This is a genomic window from Cupriavidus sp. D39, from assembly GCF_026627925.1.
In the GTDB taxonomy this organism is placed as follows: domain Bacteria; phylum Pseudomonadota; class Gammaproteobacteria; order Burkholderiales; family Burkholderiaceae; genus Cupriavidus; species Cupriavidus ulmosensis.
The window spans coordinates 367,136-389,677 of sequence record NZ_JAPNLE010000001.1; the positions used below are offsets into that span (position 1 = coordinate 367,136).

General features: G+C 60.7%; 24 protein-coding genes and 4 pseudogenes. 17 read left to right on the forward strand and 11 right to left on the reverse strand.

Annotated features, from left to right (window positions below; genetic code table 11):
- The first annotated feature begins 5 nt into the window (after nucleotides 1-5).
- From OMK73_RS01865 to OMK73_RS01875, 3 genes are all read left to right on the forward strand, one after another.
- Nucleotides 6-671, forward strand: coding sequence for a DUF1206 domain-containing protein (locus tag OMK73_RS01865; protein WP_267600438.1), 666 nt, complete (start codon nucleotides 6-8; stop codon nucleotides 669-671).
- A complete protein-coding gene (locus OMK73_RS01870) occupies nucleotides 626-823 on the forward strand; it encodes a DUF1206 domain-containing protein (protein WP_267600439.1) in 198 nt (65 codons plus the stop codon). Before OMK73_RS01865 ends, OMK73_RS01870 begins: the two co-directional genes overlap by 46 nt.
- Before the next feature lie 667 nt (nucleotides 824-1,490).
- On the forward strand, nucleotides 1,491-1,895 hold the full coding sequence (locus tag OMK73_RS01875) for a tyrosine-type recombinase/integrase (RefSeq protein ID WP_420715430.1): 405 nt from the start codon (nucleotides 1,491-1,493) through the stop codon (nucleotides 1,893-1,895).
- 2,245 nt (nucleotides 1,896-4,140) lie between these two features.
- On the opposite strand, the gene OMK73_RS01880 is transcribed toward OMK73_RS01875, so the two are convergent.
- A complete protein-coding gene (locus OMK73_RS01880; protein WP_267600441.1) occupies nucleotides 4,141-4,464 on the reverse strand; it encodes a hypothetical protein in 324 nt (107 codons plus the stop codon).
- A 2-nt stretch (nucleotides 4,465-4,466) separates the two neighbouring features.
- Here OMK73_RS01880 and OMK73_RS01885 point away from each other — a divergent pair, with 2 nt between their 5' ends.
- Complete coding sequence (locus OMK73_RS01885) at nucleotides 4,467-4,829, forward strand: hypothetical protein (protein ID WP_267600442.1); 363 nt, start codon at nucleotides 4,467-4,469, stop codon at nucleotides 4,827-4,829.
- A gap of 627 nt (nucleotides 4,830-5,456) precedes the next feature.
- Here OMK73_RS01885 and OMK73_RS01890 read toward each other — a convergent pair.
- Nucleotides 5,457-6,078, reverse strand: a pseudogene (locus OMK73_RS01890) (IS5 family transposase); the annotation flags it as partial.
- A 394-nt stretch (nucleotides 6,079-6,472) separates the two neighbouring features.
- Here OMK73_RS01890 and OMK73_RS01895 point away from each other — a divergent pair.
- Entirely contained in the window at nucleotides 6,473-6,859 is a 387-nt protein-coding gene (locus OMK73_RS01895; RefSeq protein ID WP_267600443.1) for a hypothetical protein, read from the forward strand.
- A 146-nt stretch (nucleotides 6,860-7,005) separates the two neighbouring features.
- Entirely contained in the window at nucleotides 7,006-8,157 is a 1,152-nt protein-coding gene (locus OMK73_RS01900; protein ID WP_267600444.1) for an IS110 family transposase, read from the forward strand.
- A 451-nt stretch (nucleotides 8,158-8,608) separates the two neighbouring features.
- Here OMK73_RS01900 and tnpA read toward each other — a convergent pair whose 3' ends face one another.
- From tnpA to OMK73_RS01915, 3 genes are all read right to left on the reverse strand, one after another.
- Complete coding sequence (gene tnpA / locus OMK73_RS38680; RefSeq protein WP_420715431.1) at nucleotides 8,609-8,830, reverse strand: IS66 family insertion sequence element accessory protein TnpA; 222 nt, start codon at nucleotides 8,828-8,830, stop codon at nucleotides 8,609-8,611.
- Nucleotides 8,831-9,093: 263 nt separating this feature from the next.
- Nucleotides 9,094-9,906, reverse strand: a complete 813-nt coding sequence (locus OMK73_RS01910; protein ID WP_267600447.1) for a tetratricopeptide repeat protein — start codon at nucleotides 9,904-9,906, stop codon at nucleotides 9,094-9,096.
- Between the two features lie 7 nt (nucleotides 9,907-9,913).
- Complete coding sequence (locus tag OMK73_RS01915) at nucleotides 9,914-10,807, reverse strand: Ku protein (RefSeq protein ID WP_267600448.1); 894 nt, start codon at nucleotides 10,805-10,807, stop codon at nucleotides 9,914-9,916.
- Nucleotides 10,808-11,047: 240 nt separating this feature from the next.
- Here OMK73_RS01915 and OMK73_RS01920 point away from each other — a divergent pair, with 240 nt between their 5' ends.
- From OMK73_RS01920 to OMK73_RS01965, 10 genes and pseudogenes are all read left to right on the forward strand, one after another.
- Nucleotides 11,048-11,296 carry a DUF2188 domain-containing protein gene (locus tag OMK73_RS01920; protein WP_267600449.1) on the forward strand — a complete coding sequence of 83 codons (249 nt, stop codon included), beginning with the start codon at nucleotides 11,048-11,050 and terminating at the stop codon, nucleotides 11,294-11,296.
- A 9-nt stretch (nucleotides 11,297-11,305) separates the two neighbouring features.
- Nucleotides 11,306-11,755: pseudogene (locus OMK73_RS01925) on the forward strand (DNA polymerase ligase N-terminal domain-containing protein); the annotation flags it as partial.
- Nucleotides 11,756-12,039: 284 nt separating this feature from the next.
- Nucleotides 12,040-12,489, forward strand: coding sequence for a hypothetical protein (locus OMK73_RS01930; protein WP_267600451.1), 450 nt, complete (start codon nucleotides 12,040-12,042; stop codon nucleotides 12,487-12,489).
- A 186-nt stretch (nucleotides 12,490-12,675) separates the two neighbouring features.
- A complete protein-coding gene (locus OMK73_RS01935) occupies nucleotides 12,676-12,870 on the forward strand; it encodes a hypothetical protein (RefSeq protein WP_267600453.1) in 195 nt (64 codons plus the stop codon).
- 25 nt (nucleotides 12,871-12,895) lie between these two features.
- Nucleotides 12,896-13,297 carry a hypothetical protein gene (locus OMK73_RS01940; protein ID WP_267600455.1) on the forward strand — a complete coding sequence of 134 codons (402 nt, stop codon included), beginning with the start codon at nucleotides 12,896-12,898 and terminating at the stop codon, nucleotides 13,295-13,297.
- A gap of 472 nt (nucleotides 13,298-13,769) precedes the next feature.
- Entirely contained in the window at nucleotides 13,770-13,994 is a 225-nt protein-coding gene (locus OMK73_RS01945) for a hypothetical protein (RefSeq protein ID WP_267600457.1), read from the forward strand.
- 453 nt (nucleotides 13,995-14,447) lie between these two features.
- On the forward strand, nucleotides 14,448-14,648 hold the full coding sequence (locus OMK73_RS01950; RefSeq protein WP_267600459.1) for a hypothetical protein: 201 nt from the start codon (nucleotides 14,448-14,450) through the stop codon (nucleotides 14,646-14,648).
- A 155-nt stretch (nucleotides 14,649-14,803) separates the two neighbouring features.
- A complete protein-coding gene (locus OMK73_RS01955; RefSeq protein ID WP_267600715.1) occupies nucleotides 14,804-15,001 on the forward strand; it encodes a DUF2188 domain-containing protein in 198 nt (65 codons plus the stop codon).
- Nucleotides 15,002-16,439: 1,438 nt separating this feature from the next.
- Entirely contained in the window at nucleotides 16,440-16,646 is a 207-nt protein-coding gene (locus tag OMK73_RS01960; protein ID WP_267600460.1) for a hypothetical protein, read from the forward strand.
- Complete coding sequence (locus OMK73_RS01965) at nucleotides 16,643-16,882, forward strand: BON domain-containing protein (RefSeq protein ID WP_267600461.1); 240 nt, start codon at nucleotides 16,643-16,645, stop codon at nucleotides 16,880-16,882. Before OMK73_RS01960 ends, OMK73_RS01965 begins: the two co-directional genes overlap by 4 nt.
- Before the next feature lie 127 nt (nucleotides 16,883-17,009).
- Here OMK73_RS01965 and OMK73_RS38685 read toward each other — a convergent pair whose 3' ends face one another.
- The 6 genes and pseudogenes from OMK73_RS38685 to OMK73_RS01990 form a co-directional block, all read right to left on the reverse strand.
- On the reverse strand, nucleotides 17,010-17,396 hold the full coding sequence (locus OMK73_RS38685; RefSeq protein WP_420715432.1) for a sensor histidine kinase: 387 nt from the start codon (nucleotides 17,394-17,396) through the stop codon (nucleotides 17,010-17,012).
- 106 nt (nucleotides 17,397-17,502) lie between these two features.
- A pseudogene (locus OMK73_RS38690) lies at nucleotides 17,503-17,682 on the reverse strand (PAS domain-containing protein); the annotation flags it as partial.
- A 6-nt stretch (nucleotides 17,683-17,688) separates the two neighbouring features.
- The gene (locus OMK73_RS01975) at nucleotides 17,689-17,928 is read right to left on the reverse strand and encodes a hypothetical protein (RefSeq protein ID WP_267600462.1); all 240 of its coding nucleotides are present in this window, start codon (nucleotides 17,926-17,928) and stop codon (nucleotides 17,689-17,691) included.
- Nucleotides 17,929-18,574: 646 nt separating this feature from the next.
- Nucleotides 18,575-18,880, reverse strand: a complete 306-nt coding sequence (locus OMK73_RS01980; protein ID WP_267600463.1) for a hypothetical protein — start codon at nucleotides 18,878-18,880, stop codon at nucleotides 18,575-18,577.
- 172 nt (nucleotides 18,881-19,052) lie between these two features.
- On the reverse strand, nucleotides 19,053-19,490 hold the full coding sequence (locus tag OMK73_RS01985; protein WP_267600716.1) for a carboxymuconolactone decarboxylase family protein: 438 nt from the start codon (nucleotides 19,488-19,490) through the stop codon (nucleotides 19,053-19,055).
- Nucleotides 19,467-19,643 (reverse strand): annotated as a pseudogene (locus OMK73_RS01990) (carboxymuconolactone decarboxylase family protein); the annotation flags it as partial. The gene OMK73_RS01985 and the pseudogene OMK73_RS01990, both read right to left, overlap by 24 nt.
- A gap of 580 nt (nucleotides 19,644-20,223) precedes the next feature.
- On the opposite strand from OMK73_RS01990, the gene OMK73_RS01995 reads away from it, so the two are divergent.
- Complete coding sequence (locus OMK73_RS01995) at nucleotides 20,224-22,278, forward strand: ATP-binding protein (RefSeq protein WP_267600464.1); 2,055 nt, start codon at nucleotides 20,224-20,226, stop codon at nucleotides 22,276-22,278.
- Nucleotides 22,279-22,542 lie beyond the last annotated feature (264 nt).

Consider the following 22,542-nt stretch of genomic DNA (forward strand, 5'->3'; position numbering starts at 1 on the left):
CCGCGATGGCACCCAATTCCGGTGGCAAGGCCGAACAGGCTGGCGACAGCGCGTCGTTGAAGGTGCTCGCCCGCGTCGGGTTGATCGCTTACGGCGTTGTGCACCTCTTGATCGGCTGGCTGGCGCTGCAGATCGCATGGGGCGCGCCGGCCGGCAAGAGCGCCGACATCTCCGGGGCGCTGAGAACATTGGCTGATCAGCCCTTTGGCAGGATCCTGCTATGGCTGGTTGCGGTCGGCATGGTGGCGCTCGCGCTCTGGCAGGCCAGTGAAGCCATCTGGGGCTATCGCAACCGCGTAGGTGCCGAACGGGTCCGCAATCAAGTCACCAGCGGGGCCAAGGCCGTGATCTACGCCGCCCTGGGGGTCAGCGCAGCTTCGGTCGTGCTCGGCTGGGGATCGTGGGACGCGCAGTCCCAGCAGCAAACAACCTCAGGTGTGCTGGCGTGGCCCGCCGGGCGGGTGATCGTCGTGGTCACGGGGCTGATCATCATTGGCGTCGGCGTGGCCGGGATGGTCAAGGGCGTGAAGAAATCCTTCAACGAGGAGATTGACACTTCGTCGATGTCCCCAGTTGCCCGGAAAGGCGTGGCGCGACTGGGCCAAGTCGGATACATCGCCAAGGGGTGGCACTGGGCGTGGTGGGGGGCCTGCTCAGCTATGCGGCGCTGACCTTCCACCGGCAGAAGGCGCCGGGGCTGGACGGCGCGCTGCATGCGATCCTGGCACAGCCGTTGGGGCGGTTTCTGCTTACGGCCGTGGCGCTTGGATTCGTGGCCTTCGGCCTGTTCGCGATGCTCGAGTCACGCTACCGCCGGATGTAGCCCTTCTAGACCGAGTGAACGTACGCTGGTTCAGCAGTCGGGAGCGGGCGCGTCCCGACCGTCACCTCCAAGAGTCCGCTGCGCGAGGTGCGGAGAAGCTCGGAGATTGTCTGCGGCAGAGGGGCTCGCACATCAAGGACCTCAGGCTCGAGGCGAATGGCGTCGACCGCGTTCAAGTTCCAGCGCTGTGTGCAGTTGGTCAAGTGCTTCCACGCACTCCAGCACGATGGCCTGGACGCGATTCGCTCTCTCGTCATGCACCTGCGACCCGGGCGTTGCGGCGAGCCGCTTGCCAACCGCCAGCCTGAGCCTTGCCTGCCTTGACGGCGCGGAAGGAGATCCCAATCATCTCAGTTCGAGCAGATGGATCCGAGTGTTCGGGCGCTGCTGGCGCAAGCGCGTGCGCTGGTGCCGGTCGGCGCTCAGCATGACGTGGTGCCTTGGGAAAGGCTCTATGTTCCGCAGGATGTCGACGGCTCGCGCGGGACGTTTCGGGCGCCCACGGCGACCTGCACGCTGAGTTCTTTGCGATACGCCCTCTGTGTCGCGGCGGACTCGTGCAGCGCGAGCCAGGCCTGCACCGCCCCTCGTAGTCGTTGTTGGCAGCGGTCGGAGCCATTGGCCGCCACTCGGGTTTTCAGCGAGGGCGAATGGTCGCTACCAGACGGTGGCCGAAGGGTTGGAATTGGGCCACCAGTGGGAAGTGCCGGCTGCACAGCGGCTGCGGTTCGTGCTCAATTTTGCATACGCGACGGGCCTGCGCATCAGCGAATTGGTGAGCGCCACGCAGGGCCAGATCGAGGTCGACGGGCATGGCGATCATTGGCTGCACCTGGTTGGAAAAGGCAGCAAAGCCACCAAAGTGGCGCTGCCGCCGCTGGCTCGCGCGGCGCTCGACCGGTATCTGATGCAACGCGAACTGCCGATCACGCCGGCGAGGTGGGATCCGCGAACGCCATTGATCGGCAGGCATCGAACCCGACAGCAGCCCGGCAAGCATCACCACGACCAGGCAGTGGAGTATCTTGCGGCGGCCAACTGGCTGCTCCAGGAACGATGGAAAAAAGGGTAGGCCCAATGCAATGAACGGTTTACAGCACTAGTTACGGATGAGCCGGCGAGGGCAATTGGCATTGCACTCGGCCTTGGCATAATACTTGGAGCCCGGTGCTTCCTCGGCCTTCACCCTACTGACGACTACGCGGCTGCTTGTGTGAGGGGATGGTCTCGCGAAGGTCGCATAGCCATTGGGGCGCAGCGATCATCATCGCAGGAATCGCTCCCCGGCGTGTGGTAGCACGCGGAACGAGATGCAGCCGGACGACCGGGGACCAAACCAACGTCGCCTCATACCAGCCCTCTTCTGACTCGATCACAAAATCGATATTGTGTGTATCGAACGCAGCCACTGTCTGCCAGAAATCGGCGCTCTGCCAGCTAAGGACCGCTGTGATAGTGTCAGACTTCATGGTCAAGCCCCCCCGATAAGAAGGGAGACTGCCTTCGAAAGGTTCCCTCTGCAATTAGCCACTCGGACTAGGGATAAGGAGCGAGGCCACCAAGGGGAAACTTCTTGCTGGCTATCCTACACTCTAAGGTGCGACCGTTTTGCGCCTTGGACCGGATTTATTTTGCAATGAAATGGGAACGCAACGAAGAAACCAATACGAGCCTCGCGCAATTGAGTCGACATGCAGACAACTGTTCGCGTTTCCTCGCAGCAGCCGCGAGAACTGCGGCCGCCCCCAATTCCGAGCTCTGTTCTCATCTTCGGGCGATCGGGATCCGAACGAATCGTCCCTCCTTTGAATCTCGCCGTGGCGGCTCAGCGCAGAATTTGGCGGACTCGGGGAAGGACGGAACGATCGGCTTGGATTGGCATTCCACGATAGCCTCGTCGCAAAAAATGCGATTGATCATCTAAGAGCCTTGCCCGCGCAATGATGTCCTCGCATTCGGCGCAGACCGAATCGCCGCTCTCCAGCACCCAGCCGGTAGCGACATGAAAACCACAACAAGCTACGGAAAATCAAGGAAGAGTTGAGGCGCGGATGACACCGGTCCGTCTCGGGACAGGGCGGATGGATGCGACGTGTGGTGCCAAGGGTACTTCAACGACTACGCAGTACCGACCAACACCCCACTAAATAGGCTTGCTGCAAATTCGGCTGCAGGAGCTTGACGATCGCCTGGGCAATCTCGTCTAGTGTACCGTCGCCTGGTAGACGTTCCCAACGTCCCTTTGGCCGCGGAAGTCGGCGCCATAACGATCACGGCCGAGCTCGGTCAACCGAGCCACCACCGTCGGCTCCTCGTCGTCCGGACCTTTTATCAGCAGGTGACGCCGTAGGCTTGCGTGACGATCTGCTCATGGCCGACCAGGCTGCGCAGTTGCCGCTGCAATTCGGCAGCGTAATGTTTGGCTGGGAAAGCTGGCATGTCGCCTTGTTGAGGGTGTTCTCTTGATGGTTCTCGGCGGGGCAACCGGTGGCTAGTGCACTGGCCGAACGGCCAAGTCTGCGACAAGACAGTATCAGGAATGCAACCAATTCGATCGTATGCGGTTGGGGTTGTAAGAAGTTCCCAACTCATCCAAGAGGGCGAGCAGTGTGCTGTGCCAATGTGAGGTGGCCAACATTCATACCCCATCCGGCTACGTCTTTTGTCGCCGCCGCGCTCCTCTAGCGCATGTCCCATCCTGTATGCCAACCCTAGCGGCAGTTGTCGTGCATTAAGGCGCACAACGAAATGACGCCGGGTCGTATCGCGACTGCAACAGTTCGTACGCTCGTGCGGCCACTGCTCCACCACCCGAATCCCTCTGTGCAGTTGCCTAAATTCACTGCAGCCGCGGGATCGCGAAAAGCAACTATGTGCCCTATTGCACACTAACACTGACTGGTAAGTATACAAAGCATTACTTTAGTCACCAAGCGGATCCAGGTTAAGGCGCACGCAAGCCATGCGTCTTTCGTACCAACATGGAAACATCTGGTTACAAATGTATCTCTGCGTTACAAATTGCAAAATGACATTATCAATTAAATCAACCACTTAACGCCACTGGCACGTTCGTCGCTCATATCCTCGTTACAAAGATCAGAGCGACCGGAAAAGACGAACACGGTACGCCAGGGATGCCAGAGCCAAGGGGGTTCAAACCACCAGCAAAGACATCACGACAAAAGATTGACGGGGGGTGAGGCGGCGTCCGTGGCAGGGCGCTTCGCGGGGAGGTTTGGCGCCGGGCCAGCGCAAATTTTGAAAATCCATGGCCCACGCCGCGCACGGTGCCAGGTAACTCACTGGAGTGGCGATCACAGGCAGTCTTGTAGCACTTTCAGGCGCGGGAACGATTCCTGAGGGAGGCACCCGAAAGCCAAACAAAGCCCTTGTTTTTCAAGGGCTTTTTTATTTTTTGGCGTAATCTTGTCGTACTGCTGACGCTGGTTAGCACGCGTTGTGGTACTGAGCCGCGAGCGGTGCGAGAGAGGATGCTGGCCGCCGTCGCGGAGACGGGCCTGCTGCCCCAGTCCGCGCTGGGGATGGTGCAGGCCCGGCGATCCTCGGTTATCCGTAAGACGACAGTCCGCCGATTTCACTCGGCGCGATGCCCAGCCGATCACTTTCAGCGCGATCATGGATGCTTGCCAACAAGTCTACTAGCGGGCACATGGACATGCCCGCCACGAACTACCAGACTGAATCCATTCTCCTCAAATCCCATTTCCTGCCCGGTGACGTGGCCGAACTGCGCCTGCTGTGCGACAGCGTGACCCTCACCGATCGCGGCTTGGGCGTGGAAGGCGTCGAGACGCGCCACATCGAGAGGATGGTGCGGACGGCCGATGACCTGTCGTTCGAGCAGGACGGCCAGCACCACCGGATTTTGCGTCGAGCCTCTGCTCGCAGATTACCCCCAAAGGATGATTGCGCCCTCCATAGCTCGGCCTATCATGAACCGGCAATCTTCCCTGGTTGCACCTTTGCCCTCGCTCATCACTGACCGAGGGTTTTTTCTTGTCCACCGACAAGCGTACCCTCCCGATCGGCGATACGCGCCCTGCTTCCGCTGCGCAAAACTACCGCAGCGCGGTCGACCATTGACCAAGGGTGGGTCTCCTGGGCTGCGGCCGACACTGCAGCCCGATTTTTTGCCCGTGCCGCGGTGAACAGAGACGACTGACCTGCCGGGATCCGGAGCGGGCGCGCAGTTTCATGCGGCACTATCTGCCCGAGCTAATGGATGCCGCGGCGGCGCCGCGTGCGGCGCTCGCAAAAGCTAGCGCCGCAGTAGCAGAGGAGCGCCTACTCACCCGGCGTGACGGGCTCAAACCAGTGGGGTAGGACAGTCCCTTCAATGGGGTAGGAAAGCCCCTTCAACTCCAAGGCCAATTAACAACCCTACGGTACCTCTCCTATGCTTTAGTTGCGTGTGGCGAAGGGCCCTCATCCTCGATCACCCGCAGTGCCGCGACTCTCCTCCCCTCGGGTCGCGGCACTTTTTTTATCGATGAAACGCAAAGCGGCCCTGCAGAAACTGCTGGCTGACCCGCCGGCCGGCCTGATGTATGTGCAGGACGTCGACGATGGGGAATGGCTCTACGACAACGCGCTGGCGTTGAAACTGGAGGAGGTCGTCGCGAAGCGGGCCTTTGCGATAGAGCTTCGCATCGGGATCGGTCCTGGACTGATGCGTATCGTTGCTGCGCTTGTGCCCCCTGAAGTCGCCGCTATCGTTGTCGCCGTCGCTGCCATCCTTTCGAACAAAGCTCTTGTGGCCTGCCCACGCCTGAATCAGCGTGCCGTCCACGCTGAAGTGCTCGGCCGACAGCCAGTTTTTCTTCTGCGCAAGGGCAAGCACCTCGTTGAAGAATTCAATCACCGCATCGTGCTGGATCAGGCGCGCCCGATTCTTGGTGAAGACCGTGGGCACCCAGACTGCGTCGTCCATCGACAACCCGATGAACCAGCGAAACAGCAGGTTGTACTGCGTCTGCTCCATCAATTGACGCTCGGACCGGATGCTGTAGAGCACCTGCAGCAACATCGCTCGCAGCAGCTTCTCCAGCGCGATGCTCGGGCGACCACCCTTGATGTCGGCCTCATACATCCCCGCGAACAGCCGATCCATCTTCGCCAAGGCTTGATTGACCATGGTGGCGAATCGGGCACAGTGGATGGGACTTGGGCACAAAATCGTCCAGCCGCCGCATGGTGAACAAGCTTTCGGTGAAGGTATCTGCGCCGCGCATGCGATGTCGGAGAGTGAGTCGTGTCGAGTTCTCAGATCAACGTTTCGACATGGCGATGCGCTGACTCGGGGCCGAGGTACTTCAGCAGCCTGTTAGACCGTGGAATCTGTCGAAGCATGTGGCATTTGCATCGCTGCCGGGGGGCGCTGAAACTCCAGAGCGAAGACTGGGCTCCTCGCTCTGCACAGCGGATTCGACGAGGTTGAATCGATCGAGCCTTCGCTCAGCCGGTTGGATTGGCTCGTGATCTCGTATCGACTCATTGTCGGATCCCTGCCAAAAGCAACCGAGTCCGAGCAACCGAGTCCGAGACAAGATAACCGTGGCAGCGCTACGGAGGCACCGCTCACCGGTGTTGGTGCACAATACGGTTGGCACGATGGAGACAAGCTATATGGGCACGGAAGCCACCAGAAGCGAAATTGAAGCGGCCATCAGCCGCATCCTCCAAGGCACGCCAAAGCGCGTTGCCAGCGAGCGCCGTCTTTGCATTTCCGCAGTTGCGGAGGAAGCTGCTGTGTCAAACGCTACGATCCACAATCGCTATCCAGACCTAGCGGTGCGGATTCGTACAATCATGAAGCAGGGTATCGAGGCTGAGGCATTGGCCCAAAGCGAGGAAATTGCCAATTTGAGGCGCGCTTTGGCGCAGTCACGACAAGCTCTGAGAGGAAGAGACGACGAAATTCGCCACCTAAAAGCCGTAAATCTGCTCTTGGCAAGAGAGATCCAAGCGCTTAGGGAGGACTTGGAATCGCTCCGCTCCAGTTGCACCGGCTAGTGATCGTCTGATAAAGGGAGTCGTGCGCCCCTTTCAACATATTTAATCTCGGGCGTGACCGTCGGGGTAGATCCTATGAAGCATCTAGGCCTCGCCACGCCGAGGCCTAGAATCAGCGTGCCGAGCTTGGCTCATAGGAGACCATCATGCGTACAGATCAGGCATACACGGGTACAGAGGAGCGGGTGTTGGCGGTCTCGCTTGAACTGGCAACCGCGAAGTGGAAGGTCGCGTTACACGACGGGCAGCGCGAGCAACCGGCGATACACACCGTCGCCCAACCGCAGGCGGCAACCCGCTTGCAGGCCGTGCTGGACCTGATCGAATACCAGAAACGCAAGTGGTCGCTGCCGGCAGGCGTGAGGCTCGCCGTGAGCTACGAAGCCGGCCAGGACGCGTTCTGGATCTATCGCGCGCTGCAGGCACGAGGGATCGACTGTTATGTCGTCGATCCGGCCAGCATTCCGGTCGAGCGCCATCAGCGACGGGCCAAGACCGATCGGCTCGATGCGATTAAGCTCGTCATCAACCTACGCGCGTGGCTGCGAGGCGAGCGCGACCGCATGCATGTGGTTCACGTGCCGTCTTCGCAGGACGAGGCGTCACGCCAAATGATGCGCGATCGCGGGGCACTGCAGAAGGAGGTCCTGCAGCATCGCGACCGGATGCGCAAACTGCTGGCCACGCTCGGTTGCTGGGATGACGTCGACAGCAAGGCCTTCGCCAACCGCCTCGCCCGTGACGAGGTGCTGTGCCACGACGGCGAACCGCTGCCGCCCGAGTTGCGTGAACGGCTGCTGCGCGAGTGCGAACGGTTGGCGCTGGCGGAGAAGCAACTCGCCGTGCTCGAGAAGACGAGACAAGCAATCCTGCCGGCACCCGCGCGCAAGCGGATTGATGCCCTGGCACGCCTAAAGGGGATTGGCGAAGTGGGTGCGTCGCGCCTCGCCCTCGAACTGTTCTGGAGAGAGTTCAGCAACCGATGCCAGGTGGGTGCCTGCGTAGGCCTGGTGCCGCAGCCCTACGATAGCGGCGAGAGCCAGGTAGACCAGGGCATCAGCAAACAGGGCAACCGACGGGTCCGCGCTCTACTGGTCGAGATGGCGTGGTGCTGGCTGCGCTACCAGCCCGACAGCGCGCTGACACAGTGGTTCATCCAGCGCACGCAGGGCACGGGACCGAATCGCCGGGCGCGGCGCATCGCCATCGTCGCGGTCGCCCGACGCCTCGCGATTGCGCTGTGGCGCTATCTGAAGGACGGCGTCATCCCTGAAGGCGCACACCTGAAGTCGGCCTAAGCCCTCAGGCTTAGCAGGAAGGAGGTAAGGTTTAGCCAGACAGTACGTAGCAGACACGGTTTGAAGTGGACATGCCCGTGGCATTCCTGGGTTGCTGATGCAACCGATTCATGTAGATGGGGCATGTTCCCGGCGACGTTTCCGGCGTAACGCGCATGCAGGATGAGGCCGGCCAGGCGCCGGCGGATAGAAGGTGGTCGGACGTCACGTCCGACGCGCGCACAATCGGCTTCAGACTACTGGCTGCACGTAGGTACTGGCGCGTCGTTTGCAATGGAGGTGCTGGATTCGATTGCAGTCAAATACTAACCAGTTCACCAAAGGGCTTGACAAAGTGCTGCTCATAGAAGGAATTCCCACTACAAGTAGAGTGTATCGAGGAGCGTGATGGGCTACCATAGCATCAGGCGTTGGTCCAAGTCGAGGCGAACTTCCAGCGCCGCACACTGCATCATCGACTGCGTTTCGGACGCCAGCGGCATCGCGCCGACGTCGATGAAGGCGTCGCGCCGCCGACTTCGGCCAACTGCCTGCGCCAGCGGCAGAACGTCGCCGTCGAAACCGACTCCGCCTGGCAGAACGATTTGATCTGCTGACCGCTCGACGCAAACCGCGCCAGCCGTTGGCGCCATTCCACTTCCTTATTCGATTGCTTTACGAGCATCCCATTCATGACCAATCTCCATCGTGCTGAACATGAAGGAGATTGTGCCGACGGGGACGCCGGTCGGATATAACGCCGCTGGCTTACCTCTTACCTACTCCCTCAGCCCTCTCACGTCAGATGGATCAGGCCTTTGCTGCCCGGTAGCCAGCTTCTGGCCGGGTTCACGAAAGCTTGGCGTGCAATATTGTCCGTTCTCTGAAGCGACCCCTTACTGACGTCGAGCACGATGCGGCCGCTGTCTCATTTCTTCAGGGTGCCAACCTCCCGCGCTAACGCTGCAGCTTCCGATACTCATTGAAATGTCGGATCGCCCGCATCCCGTTGCCGAGGGTCTCGTAGATACGAGCCGCGTTGAAGTGCGCGTCGGCAAAGTCCGGCGCTAATTGGATACAGCGCTCATAGCTGATGAGTGCCTCCCCGGGGCGTTCCTGATCCTCCAACGCTACGGCCAAGTTGAAGTGGAGCAACGGCTCGCTCGGCAGCTGTGAGATGCCAGAGCGGTACAGTTCGGCCGCGTCGCCAAACCGGCGCGCGTCGCACATCATGCAGCCCAGGTTGAGATACGGATCCAGAAACGTTGGTTCTGCCGCCAAGGCCCGCCGGTATGCGGCCTCGGCATCGATCGGCTTCTCCGTTTCCAGTTCGGCACCGATGAGAAACCAATCCTGCGCGTCGGCAGCTGGTGGCCGCGCGTCGTGCAGTGATTGCACAATCGCGGCGCCCGGGTCGCCGGGCTCAAAATCCATCAGCATCTGGCCAGACACGGCCTGCCATCCTTCTCTGCCCTCATCCCTTGTCGCCACCTCGTTGCCCATCGCGCGAATCCGCACGCCGGTCAGCGGCTGGCCGGCTCCGCGAGCGGCCTTCACCCTCGCCAGCGCGCGGACAATCAGCCGCGTTGGGATCTTGGCGTCATGCAGTGAATTTGCTGTCCGGAGAAGCACCATGTCCTGAAACGTGAAGAGGAGCTTCCGGCGCGGCCCGCGTGTGGGCGTGATGATCCCCTCGGTGACCAGCCTAGTGGCCACCGAACGCGGGATGCCCAGCATCGTCTCGGCGTCCTTCAGGGTGTACGTCGGCATCGGCCCGTCACTTTTTCGCCGCTGAAGCTCGCTTGGCGGGAGCTGGCGCTGGCGCCGCAGTGGCACGCTTCCCAGTCTTCTTGCTCTTGCCCTCCGCTGCAGCCGCTGAGGCCGGTGCCTTCGTTCCGCCCTGTTTGCGCTGGGCCATGCTTGCGCGCAGGGCCTCCATCAGGTCTATCACTTCCGCGCCCTGCCGCGGTTCGCTTCGCTCCTCGCTCACGGTGATCTTCTTGTCGATGGCCGCCAGGATGCGGTATTTCTCCTCATCCTTGTATGCCGTGGGGTCGTATCCGTCCACCGAGTTCTGTTCGATCAGCTGCTGGGCCAACGCCAGTTCGGCTGGCTGGACCTGGGCCTTCTCCACGTGCAGGTCCACCATCGATCGAACTTCGTCAGCGTAGATTAGTTGCTGTAGCACCAAGCCCTCGTCGGTCGCCCGCACCTGCACCATGTACTGCTTGCCTTTCCAAGTCCACTGCGCGAGCGCACAAGTCCCTGTCTTTCGCATAGCCTCGGCGAGCAAGTTATATGGCTTGCCGCCACGCTTGTCTGGGCCCAGGTAGTAGGCCTTGTCAAAGTAGATCGGATCGATGGCCCCGGATGGCATGAATGACACGATATCGACCGTGTGCTTCGCCTCGTCCTCCAGCGCCTTCAATTCGTCTGGCTCAAACACCGCATAGTGATCCGGCTCGAACTCATAGCCCTTGACCACGTCGGACCGCTCGACCACCACATCCTCGCGGATGCATACGTACTGCTGTTTGAGCCTTGAGCCGCATCCCTTATGTAGCAGATTGAAGCTAACCCCCGTTTTGCTTTCCGTAGCGCTATAAATCTGCACTGGGATCGACACGAGGCCAAAGCTGAGAGAGAGGGAGGCAATGGAACGGGCAGCCATGGCGATCACCGTACGGGTCGGGAGTACATCGATCTAGCTTAGATCGTGCCTGACGAACCTGCGGCGTTCCACTGTCACTTTGCGGATAGGCGAGCACTTCGTGGCAGAACATGTGCGTGTAATTTTTGTCGGACTTACATGGTGACCAGTGCGATACCAAGTGTCGGACAGCGGCTTATTGCCGTTTGCATAGGACGGGGAAATACTGCGATCACAGAGGACGACGAAACGGAGACAGTCATGGCGAACAAAAATGTGCATGTCGTTCCACACGGCGATAAATGGCATGTCGTGCGCGAGGGCGCCCACGAGCCCTCTTCTGCGCATGACGACCTAGAGGACGCCATCGCGGCCGGCACGACGGAGGCAAAGCAGGACAACGTCGAGTTGATGATCCATGGGCGAGACGGGCAGATCCGCATGCGCAACAGCTACGGGCACGATCCTCGCGATCGTGAAAGGGTAAAGCCCGCGCCGCCCGGCTTGTGAACTCAGTCCATGACTAAGTCGGCATCTACCAACGCGCGGAGCCTGGAGCGATACCGTCAGAAGCGGGACTTCGCCGCGACGACGGAGCCGAGCGGCCAGGTGTCCGCCGCGAGCGCCGCCAGCGGCGCACTGCGCTTTGTCGTGCAGAAGCATGCGGCTCGCCGGCTCCACTACGATTTTCGTCTCGAGCTTGAGGGTGCCCTCAAGAGTTGGGCGGTCCCCAAGGGACCCAGCCTGGATCCCGCAGAGAAGCGGATGGCCGTGCATGTCGAGGATCACCCGCTGGATTATGCGAGCTTCGAAGGCGTGATCCCGCCCAAGGAGTACGGGGCCGGCACAGTCATCGTTTGGGATCGGGGGACGTGGATGCCGGTCGGCGATCCGGTCGCCGGCTACCAGAGCGGCAAGTTGAAGTTCGAGCTGCAAGGTGAGAAGCTACATGGTCATTGGACCTTGGTCAGAATGCACGGCCACGGCGACGAGCGTCAGGAACCCTGGCTCTTGATCAAGGAGCGGGATGCGTTTGCGCGCTCTGCCGCCGAGTACGACATCACCGAGGCCCTACCGGACAGCGTGCTGGCTCAGGGCAACAGCAAATCGGCTGCCGGCGGTAACGCGAAGACTGCCGTGCCAAAGCAGCGTCGCTCGCGCCCGGGGCAGGGCCGACTCGTACTGCCCGCTGCAGCACGCCCCGCCCCCTTCCGCTTGCGTTGGCCCCGCAACTTGCGACGCTCGCTTCAGCGGTGCCGCGCAACGCCGAACAATGGGCCTTTGAGATCAAGTTCGACGGCAATCGGTTGTTGGCAAGGGTCGACGGCGACGATGTCCGTCTCTTCACAAGAAATGGCCATGACTGGACATCACGCCTCAAATCGCTTGCGGCGGAGATACGCGCTCTTGGCCTCGGTTGCGCCTGGCTGGATGGGGAGATCGTGATACTCAGCGACAAGGGCACCACGGACTTCCAGGCGCTGCAGAATGCGTTTGATAGATCGAAGGTGGAGGACATCCAGTACTTCGTCTTTGACCTCCCCTTCTTCCATGGCCACGACCTACGACAGGTCCCGTTGGCCGAGCGCTGCGCCCCTAAGTTACTAGTGGCGTCCAAAAGGCCGCCCTACACTTGGGTTAACAATGGACAACATGAAGCGCAACATCCTGCCCGGCGCTCACACGATGTTAGCCTTTCATAACATGCTCGTCGGAGGCGAAACCAACGAGACCGTTCGGTTCGAGGCAAGTGGCAAGTCAGCGACTTGCCACTTGCGCGCCTGCTACCGCGGTCGAGTCATCGACGTGACCGCGACAGACTTTTTGAGGCCCTGTGCCAAATTCGGGAAACGCTAGCGTTGCAGGGGCTATATCCGCTGTGCCACGGAGTGAGCCTCGACGTGTACTCCATCGGCTCCAGCAGAAACCTGAATAGTGGATTGCTTGCCTATCGCCTCACCATGGGCCGGCAGGTTACTCAGTTCGATGTCGTGGAAACTTTTGGATGCAACGCCCAGATAACTCCGGCCACTGTGGCAGAGCAACGCGATTTCTATTCGCAATGGCTCCAATCCACTGCGTGAGGCCGTCAATCAAAAATCACTTGCCATGCCCACCCTTATAGTTCCGCTCAGTGGCGGCTCCCCGGACGAACTGATCCGGTTCGAGGCGAGCGAAGAATTGGACGTCTGTCGCTTGCGTGCCCTCTACCGTGATCAGACCATTGACCTGATGGCTCCGGATTTCTTCGAGGCACTCCGCCGGATCCGCGACATTATGGCGTTGTCCGGGATAGGCCCACGTTGCTACGGCGCGAGCCTGGATGTGTACTACATCGATGGCGCCCAGCAGCTCGGTAAGGGCTTGTTCGCGCACCGACTCATGATGGGGCGACAGCCGGTAGTGGAGGACATGGTCGAGACCTTTGCCATCGGCGCTGACGTGTGCCCCGCGACGGTGGTCGAGCAGAAGAAGTACTACCAGCAGTGGCTACTGAGCCTACGCACATAGCTACGTCATCAGGCCGCGCTCCCTCGCCGCCGGCCTAAGCATTGCCGGGCGCGGCGTTTTTTCAGTTCAAAGCGGCAAATGGCCGAAACGACGTAGGTGGTCACGATGCTGTTCTCAGCGGCACACGGGGCGCCGGCTCAGCCGGCATCGTATCCGCCGGCGACGGTCTATTGAAGCCCCCTCGCTTACCGCTTCGGCATCCTTCCTACGAGTTCTTTTTTGCCCGATCTACAGCGGGCCGCTTGTCCACAGTCTTCCAGTGCCGCGCCGCCATTAGCCCAGCGCGCGAAGCAATCCCACATGCTGCGACAAAGTCCGCCGACGCGGGGCAGCGAGTTTCCAAAGGATAAGGTCACCGGCGACGGGCCGCAGTCGACCCGTAAGAGACGGTCAAACCTCAGTCTCCTTGTTGTGTATGGCATCGAATAGATGCATGCTTGGAATGTCGCCAGCCAAAATTGAGGGGCGGTTCATGACGCAGCAAGCACGGGATCTTTATCGGAGTGCCAATGGCGACCGTTGGTCGCTGGTTCGCGACCTGGATTCAGGACGCTTGTTCATCCGGCATGAGCCCAACATGCCATCGGGCGGCCAGACATCCGAAACAGCCGTCGGCGATTTCCTCGTGTGCGACGCGCACGGACCAGAGCATGCGGAGTTGTTGCGGCTTATCGGAACGCTTGTCGAATCCAGCTGACGTCGGCGCATAGCTGATTCAGCACTCTGAGTACAGCGCGCGCCCGCCAATATCCATGTGGTTTCGGATAGACAGGGCGGCTGGGCCGTGGCCGTTGACGGTCGAGACGGGCCCATCAGTCACTACCCGAGCCAGCGGCAGCTGTCATCGCCGCCACGGCGAATCACGTCGAACTGTTTATCCATCGCAGGGATGGCTCAGCATCGTCGGCCCCCCCAGTTTCGCTGTTGTTGCCTATGAGGCTCCGACGGGCAGGTCTTAAGGCAGCTTCTCACCAGCCACCAAGCGAGGAGCCGTGGGCCCCATGGCGAAGTTGTAAGGGCACGCCCCTATGGTCGCCCCGCCGCTGATGCATTAACTTTGCGATCCCTCGTCCTTAGTACCCTGGCCACCCAGAACAACCGAGTGGACTTTATCCGCCACACCTATTAGAACGGGTCAATGGAGACAACGATGCTGACACCTCATGAAGTGGCCGCACTCATGCTGATCGAAGAAGCAGCACCCAACATATCCGACCTCGACCGCGCGGCCATCGAAGCGCTCGTCGAGCGGCAACTGGTGCACCTAGAACGCATGGATTCCGGACACAAGCGCCCGAGCATCACGAGCTGCGGCAGTGATATGCTCAACGCCCTAGCCAAAGGGCACTGACACAATCGCTGTTCGCGTAAGTAACAACTTATCTTTGCTTAGGACTGTCGGACGCAATTCGATAGGCGTTTCCTGCTCGTTGGCCTATACAAGGATCAAAAAAACCAACGCAGGAGAACAAGAATATGTCCCCATGCAATATCCACGTGGTTCGCATGGAGGCGGGCCGATGGGCTGTCGCGGTAGAAGGTGCGGACGAGGCGCCGTCACAGCACGCATCTCGTGAAGAAGCAATTGCCGCTGGCGCAGAGAGGGCGAAGCAGAGCGGGGTCGAACTTGTCGTTCACGGTCGTGGCGGCCGGATCAGAAGACGAAACCGCTTCAGCCACGAGGCCGAGGATCGCATTGGATGATGAAGGCACGCGGGCATCCAGCGCCGATACTGAACGGGATTCTTGATCTTGAGTCGCGCGCACAGAGCACGACGCTTGCTTCACGACGATGGGGCGACGTAGGAGATCAGCGGCCTAGGCGAGCGCCCCAGCGAGCATGCACCGGGTTGCCGCTTGATCGCATAGCGCCCTCTCTCAGCTCCTTCAGCAGGCAGCCACACGACTTGGTTCTCTTGAGGTTGGAGGCCCGGATAGTCTTCAGCGCGCCACAATCGCATCGGCAGTCGCAGAAATAGGCATCACCCACCTTGTATTGGGGCCCCAGCGTTACTAGTCGCCCTACCCGTGTCCCTGCCTCGATCACCTTGTTGTCGTGCATGGTATTTCCTGATGCCCAAGAGCTTCCACAATATTGCGCTGATAGGCATATAGGAAAGCCCGAACCCTAACGTTGTATGGCTGCCACAGGGTTGCTCGCTGTCGGAGAGGTCAAAGTCGAGCGGTCCCGAGCCCTAGCCGAGAAATAATAGGAACCATTGACGAAACGTTCGAGACGTCACCGAGGCCAGTTAGACCTTGATCGAAGTCATCGACGGAGCAGGGGTACACGACATGGCCACTCGCACAAATGCCGCGCTTGAGACAGTCGACAGCTAACTACGCATACCGAATACGTAGCGGCGGGGTTGCGATCCGTGCTGGTCTGGTTGAGCACCCCCGGACGCCATTTCAATGTCGATCGATATTATCGATCGTTTTAGTTAGGCGATCCCGGACGCCGAGAGGCCGTTCAGATCGGGTTACCCGAGCCCGAGCCGCCCCGCGCGCAGGGGTAATGCGTTTTGTTCGATGAGGGGGATGGGTACACCAAGGTGACCGGGCGGCGATGCGGAAAAAATAGACGGCGGCGAGATCACCAGCCGTCCGTCGCAAAGCCACATGGGAGGCATTCCATTCGGTTTCCCAAATATGCCTCATGAGCTATTTCGGCCATCCGCCGTCGGCCGGACGTGAGGTCTAGCGTAGGGCAGCTTTTTTTGAGGAGCGGAAACGAACGGTGAAGCATAAGCGTCAAATGCGTATCTTTTAGACGTGCGGGGCAATTCCGGTGCAAGTTCAGGGCAGTCCAACTAATTCCGTATTTCTTTTGCGGGACCCCGTCCCGAAAAGGCACGATACAAGCAAGGTCGTAGTGTACGTGCAGAAGCGGCGTGGGCTTGGTTTGTGCGCTGGCCGGAATTACAAATTCCTGCCCTGAACTCACACATTACGGCGTAGCGGGGGTGTGATATACATGGCCGTTCGCCTGCTGCTTCGCGCCCTGTTGGTAGGTACGCTCCTTGCGGTTCACGTTCATGCGGTTCACGAGAACTCGTGGTTGCGATGCATGCATCGCCCGCAAGTCACCTCGTGTGCGGCGGCTCATGTCGAACCGTGTGACCACAATCAGGAGAGAGCGATGAAAATTCCTGCACGTACCCTGCGCATGACTTGTGTTGCTGCCGCGCTGGCGGCAGCTACCGGCGGCGCGTCTGCGCTCAATACAGGCGGCTTCATGCGCGTCGCCACCGACACCACCACGGCTGCGCCACCCAACTGGTCCCTGGCATGCCGGGCCGCGTCGCGGGTGACCGCGACCAGCAGCCTGCGGACACCACTGAAATGAGCGACAAGGCCGCGCAATCCGTCAGCGACAGCGCCATTACAACCAAGGTGAAGACCAAGCCGCTTGCCACCAAGGACCTGAAGTCCACGGGCATTCACGTGAAGACCAAGAACGGCACGGTCAACCTGAGCGGCTCGGTGCCGACGAAGGAACAGCACCAGCTCGCAGTCGATGCCACGCGTAGCGTTGAGGGCGTGAGTTCAGTGACCGACGAGTTGAAGGTCCTATCGCGCTAGTCCGCAACCGCCCTGCCCCGGGGATACCCTGCAGGACAGACTCACCTGAGCGGCGCGGAGCCTCAGGCCACGATCCCGGCCTCGAGGTTCTCGTGCCGCGAGATGTCGTGCGGGCCTGCGGCTCAGCTCAGGCGTGCTTGCGTTTGACGGCCGGCCAGTGGCCGTTCGCTTCAAGCAGCGGGCGCACGCTTTCCACGGCAGTATTCAGCGCCGAGCGCAGTTCCACCAGGTCCTGCCGCAGCGTGACCTGGTTGAAGCGCGAGATGTCGAGCAGTTCGTCAACCAGCCGTGTCAGGTGATGGAGCTGGCGCCCGATCACGTCGCGCGCGCGGAACATGTCCTCGCGCGAGGGCGAGAGATGCTGCAGCAGGTCGGCGGCGCTGCGCATCGGTGCCAGCGGGTTGCGCAACTCGTGCGCCAGCATGGCGAGGAACTGGTCCTTGCGGCGTTCCTCCTCGCGCAGCGCGCACAACGCCCAGTTCTGCGTTGTGACGTCCTGGCAGATGCCTGCCAAGCGCAGCGATCGGCCATCCGGGCCGGGGGTACTGCGGACCGGGAACGCGCGCGCGGATTTCGCGAATCTCGCCGCTCGGCCGTGTCACCTGAAATTCCATATCCATCCTGCCATCGCGCAGCATGTCTGCGAACGCGGCTTCCACCCGCGAGCGGTCTGCCGGCGGCACGCGGTCGAGACAGCGGCTCGAATCTTCCAGAACTTCCTCGGCCGTGTGGCCCAGGAGCGCGGCAAATGAAGGGCTGACGAACAGAAGTCGTTGCTCGCCGGGGTCCGGAATCCACACGTATGCTTACTCGGCAGTCACATAGACCAAGACCGCCAGGTCCGCGCCGACCACGTTGGTCTGGATCGTCGGGCTCAGGCTCAGTTCCCTTACCAGCCAAAGCTTGCCGGCAGCGTCCGGCAGGCGAATGACCACACCAATAGCGAGATGCGGGATGGGCGCGTCTGCGGTCAGGTCAGCCACGAGAACGGGGGCGCCGGCGGGCGTGGCGTTGGTTACATCAATGAAGGTGTATTTGAAAGTCATAGCATCTCTAGGGAGGATCTGCGACCGCGCGCTTAGACTGAGCCACTCCGACTTCATCTTGAAGCAGCTTCTCACAACGAATGGCTGCGATAAGCGACTGCCGTTGTGGGGTTCCCCGCTGTAGTAGGAGTCGACCCGCGTACCGGCCGTTGGCGCGATGCTCGCCGACCCAGCGCCCCCGTTCGCCTCGTCTCGTCTTTGGGGAACTGGATTGGAGCATCGCACTATTTCATAAGGGAAATCGTAATGGCGATCACCCCAATTGCCGCGAGGGTAACGATCACAAAGAGCAGCATGGGCTTGTCCGAGGTGGGTAGTCCAGTGTCCTTCGAGCCATGCGCAAATGCTATCGGGCGCGCACTGATTTCATGCCGGATTTTGTCCTACAGGCCGTTCGTCATTGCGAGGCGCCATGACAGCAAGTCGGGGATGCGCCTACCGCAGTGAAACGGGAAGAGAAAAACTGGAAATTGTGCCCTCGGCGTCTCGCGCTGAGGGCATTTCTCTTCTTGTCCAATATCATGGATGGATATGTGTATGCCAGTATTTATATACTGAAAGCTGGCCTACCCAACACGTTACCGCCTCTGCGAGGCGGCATTTTCTCCCAGGAAAGCGGGGGTGGGCCCTGCGGATAGCTGAGGACTCATCGCTTGTGGTACGACAATACTTTGCGCCGTGCGTAGCGCGGATAGCGGGCGTCCAGCATGTCTGCTATCGCCTGCGGGCGGCACCCGTCATCGTGCGGGCATTCGAGCAGATGCGTGTCCGCACAGAAATGCGGGATCTCCTGCAGCAACTCGTCGCGCCGCTCGGGCTGGAAATACAGGCGACGGGCCTTTGTCCATTGGCGGTAGCCGGCATGCACGAGTGCCAAGAGGGCACCGGGTGTTCCGTCCAGCGTGGCGGCGAGGGCGTTGGCTTGAAGCTGCAGGGTCTTGGTGTTTGTCATCTCAGGGGATCTCCGCAGTCGGCTGGTTGACCGACATCTCCAAGTATCATCCGTGGTGAGACCGCTGCAAGCCGATGCCACCTCCGGGAGGGTTAGAGGAATTTCTTCATCTCCCATTGCCCAGGCACTGGCTTCTCGCCAGCAAGCCGAGGCCGCCGAAACCTCCCCCGCGTCAGAATGGTTGTCGACGAAGGGACTGGTAGCCGATGGAGGGCAGCAGTTGGGTCGCGACCTCGATCAGACGCGAGCGGCCGTCGCCGACGTGAACTTTCGCGGCCACGTGTCCCTTGACCTCCGGATCGCAGCCACCGAGCGCGACGAGCATGCTGAAGGTGAGCAGCTCGCGCGTGGGAGCTTCGATGCCGGTTCGAGTGTAGTAGTCGCCGAAGCAGTTGGCTGATAGGTAGTGTTGGATGTGTGACTGATCTTCTGGCGAGGAGGCATAGAGCCTGTAGACGACGTCGCTGCCGATGATCCGCCTCTGGACCTCAAGGCCCTTATCCTCGCGGTCCTCGAACGTGGCCGTGGATTGGTCCGGTAGCGGCAGTACGACGCCGCGCTCGGTGAACACCTCGTTGGTGGCGTGGCTGAAGTCGAAGACCTTGGCCATACCCACATCCGGCACGGCCTGATACACAATCTCCTTGGCCTCCACCGGGGTGACCCCGACGTTCAGCGCAGCGCCGAGCATGAGCCGGTACTCACGTAGAGCCTGGGAGGCGATCATCGCTGCGAGCTGAACCATCCTCTGGTCGGGAACGCTTGCGCCTGAGTGATCCCGTGCGGAAAAGGCGCCCCGCCAAGCCCTCTACCAACCCGGGTAGCAGCTTGGACAGCTCATAGCGGCGCGGACAGAAGACTCGCGTCTCGCGGCTATCGCTGTAGTGCCAGGCCGGATTCCTACTATCGCGTGCGGTTCAAAGCCATAGAGAAATTAGCGCAGTTCCTTTCAATGCCTCGGCGGCGCTTGCCCGTCTCCTGATGCGCCTGCGTGCCTGCGTCCGCCTTTCTTCGCGGCAAGGCCTCAGAGTGGCCGTCACACCAACGGAGGAACTATCAAAGCCATCTGATACTGTCGGTTTCGCTGCAACTGATACTGTTCCCGACTCCACACTTAGTGCATGCTGAATGCGCCCTGGAGGCGCAAGAAACATAGGAACAGCCGTGCATCAGTTGCACATGGCAAAGCCGATACAGCGTTCGGCCGCCTGAGCGACGATCGGCTTTCGAGGCTGCGCATAGTTAAGCCCCTCCTGCGTCTCATACGCTTTTTGCCCGAGGGTTTCCGCCGCCTGTGCGTCCGTCGCGCATCGCATTCACACCTTAATATCAAACGGAACGCCATGAATCTGGAAACCTATCGGCCCGCAGCGGCTGCCGTCATCCGGCAGCGCTTGTTCATGCCCCTGGGGACCGCCATCGCACTGATTGTAGGCATCTGGGTCGCCGTAGCGTTGTGGGCAGGCTGGGACAGAGGTACCTCCATCGGCCGAATCAATGCCGATGCCAGTCGGCTCGCCTTTGCGATCGGCCAGAGTGTCGAACGAACGATGATGGAGGCGGACCAATTGACCTCGCTGATCGGGGGAGCCGTGATTGAGCTAGGCCCTGAATTGCCGCTTGCAGAATGGACCCGCAACGGCTATCTCGCCACCGAGCCGTTCCTGCAGACGGCGGTCCTGGACGAGACAGGACGCATCAGGGCTTCCACCAATCCAGCGTTTGAGCCGCTGGACCTATCCGACCGCGCGCATTTTCGCGTTCACATCGACAATCCCCGGCCGACTCTGTATGTGAGCAAGCCCCTGGTCGGCCGCACCTCCGGACGCTGGGTGGTGCAGCTATCCAAAGGCATCGTCGCGCCGAACGGGCGTTTCCGCGGAGTCGTGGTGGTATCGCTCGATCCGCTCTCGCTTACCAATGTCTACAAGAGTATTTACCTCGGTAACAAAGGCGTGATCGGGGTGCTCGGCACTGAAGACTTTATATTCCGGGCGCGCTTGAGCGGGTCGAGCGCCACCCCTGGGCAGTTCGTGCCGGCAAGCTCCGAAGTCCGAAAAGCCCTCTCCGGGCCCGGAGACGCGCAAGTCACTGATGAGAGCCCCATCGACGGCATCGAGCGCATATTCGGCATCCAACGGCTGTCACGGGGCGATCTCGCCGTGGTGGTGGGCTACAACGTGCATGAGGCCTTGGCGGCGTACCGGAGTAGACTGATGGTGATTGTCATGCTCGCGAGCGCCATTTCCGCGCTGATTGTCTACTTTCAGTTCCGCCAGGCAAAGGCCATCAAAAATCTGGCCTTGCTGGCAGACCGGGAAGCAGTGGTGACCCGCAGCCTGAATGAGAGAAAGCAGCATCTCCATGCGCTCTTCCTTGCCGTTGACGAAGGCATTGGTGTCTTCGACAGGAATCACGTGATCGATGACGCCAATCCGGCGCTCTGCAGCTTGCTCGGCGTCTCGCTCGGGGAATTGCGCGGCGCCACACCGCAGCAATTTATCAACCACCTGTATCAGGGCCGCCGTCCCTCCCCCGATGCGACCGCGCCGGCGGAATTGCTTGCGGAACTCAGCCGCACGGCCTTGTCCCACGAGTTCACCGCGCTGATCGCGTTCGATATCGCGGCGTCGCCGGCGTACAGCGTCCGTATCGTGCACTTTACGAGCGGCACCGGCTGCGTTCTGTCCATCCGGGACGTGACTGCGGACAGGCGCGATGCACGGACGAAATCCCACTTCATATCAGCCGCCCCGCACGAACTCAAGACACCCTTGACCAATGTCATGGGCTACGCCGACTTGCTTGCCGCCGACCTGATCCCTCCCGAGAAGCGTCACGGCATCTACCAGACCATCCGCACGCAGGCGCAGCGGACCTACCGCCTGGCATCCGACCTGCTGGATTTGACCCGTCTCGAAGCGTTCGGCGCTGCAGAACTGAGCTTCCACAGGGTGGACCTTGAGCGTCTGGTGCGAGAGCTCATCGAGACCGATTTCTCGGATGGCGGCCGCGTAAGGCTGGCGTCAGAGGGAGGGCCCTTCTTTGTGATGGCAGACCATGCAGCTTTGAGCCGGGCGCTCCGTAACGTGATCGAGAATGCGGTCCGCTTTTCACCCGCGGGCAAGGAAGTGGACGTCGCGATCTCCACGGCTGAGACCGAAAGCGGCAGCGTCACGCTATGCGTCCTGGATCGAGGCGCAGGCATGAATGCGGACAGCGCCAGAATGGCGTTTGACAAGTTCTATCGTGGGAATCGACTGGACGCCTCGGCAGGGAGCGGGCTTGGCTTAACCATCGCGCGGGAGATCGCGCTGCTTCATCAGGGCCAGGTAGGTCTTGTGTCGGAGATCGGCAAAGGCACAAAGGTAACGCTCAGCCTTCCGAGCGTGGCATAAATTGTTGTTCACCCGCAGGCGCTCGTTCAGCCTTCTGAAAGGGGCCTGCCTAATCATGACGGAATTCCCGAGTATGAAGCTGGAGCCTAGGTGCACGCATACCTATCATCGGTCGTCCCGGGTTGCCTGCCAAGCCCACCGCTCGACGAGCCGCGCGCTACGGGTGCGAGTATTGGCGCTGCGATTGTTCGTTGGCATGGAATGGCGCAACCGCCTCCGCCGACGGACGGGGCCACCTCTCCGACCTAAGGCGAGGGTAAGAAC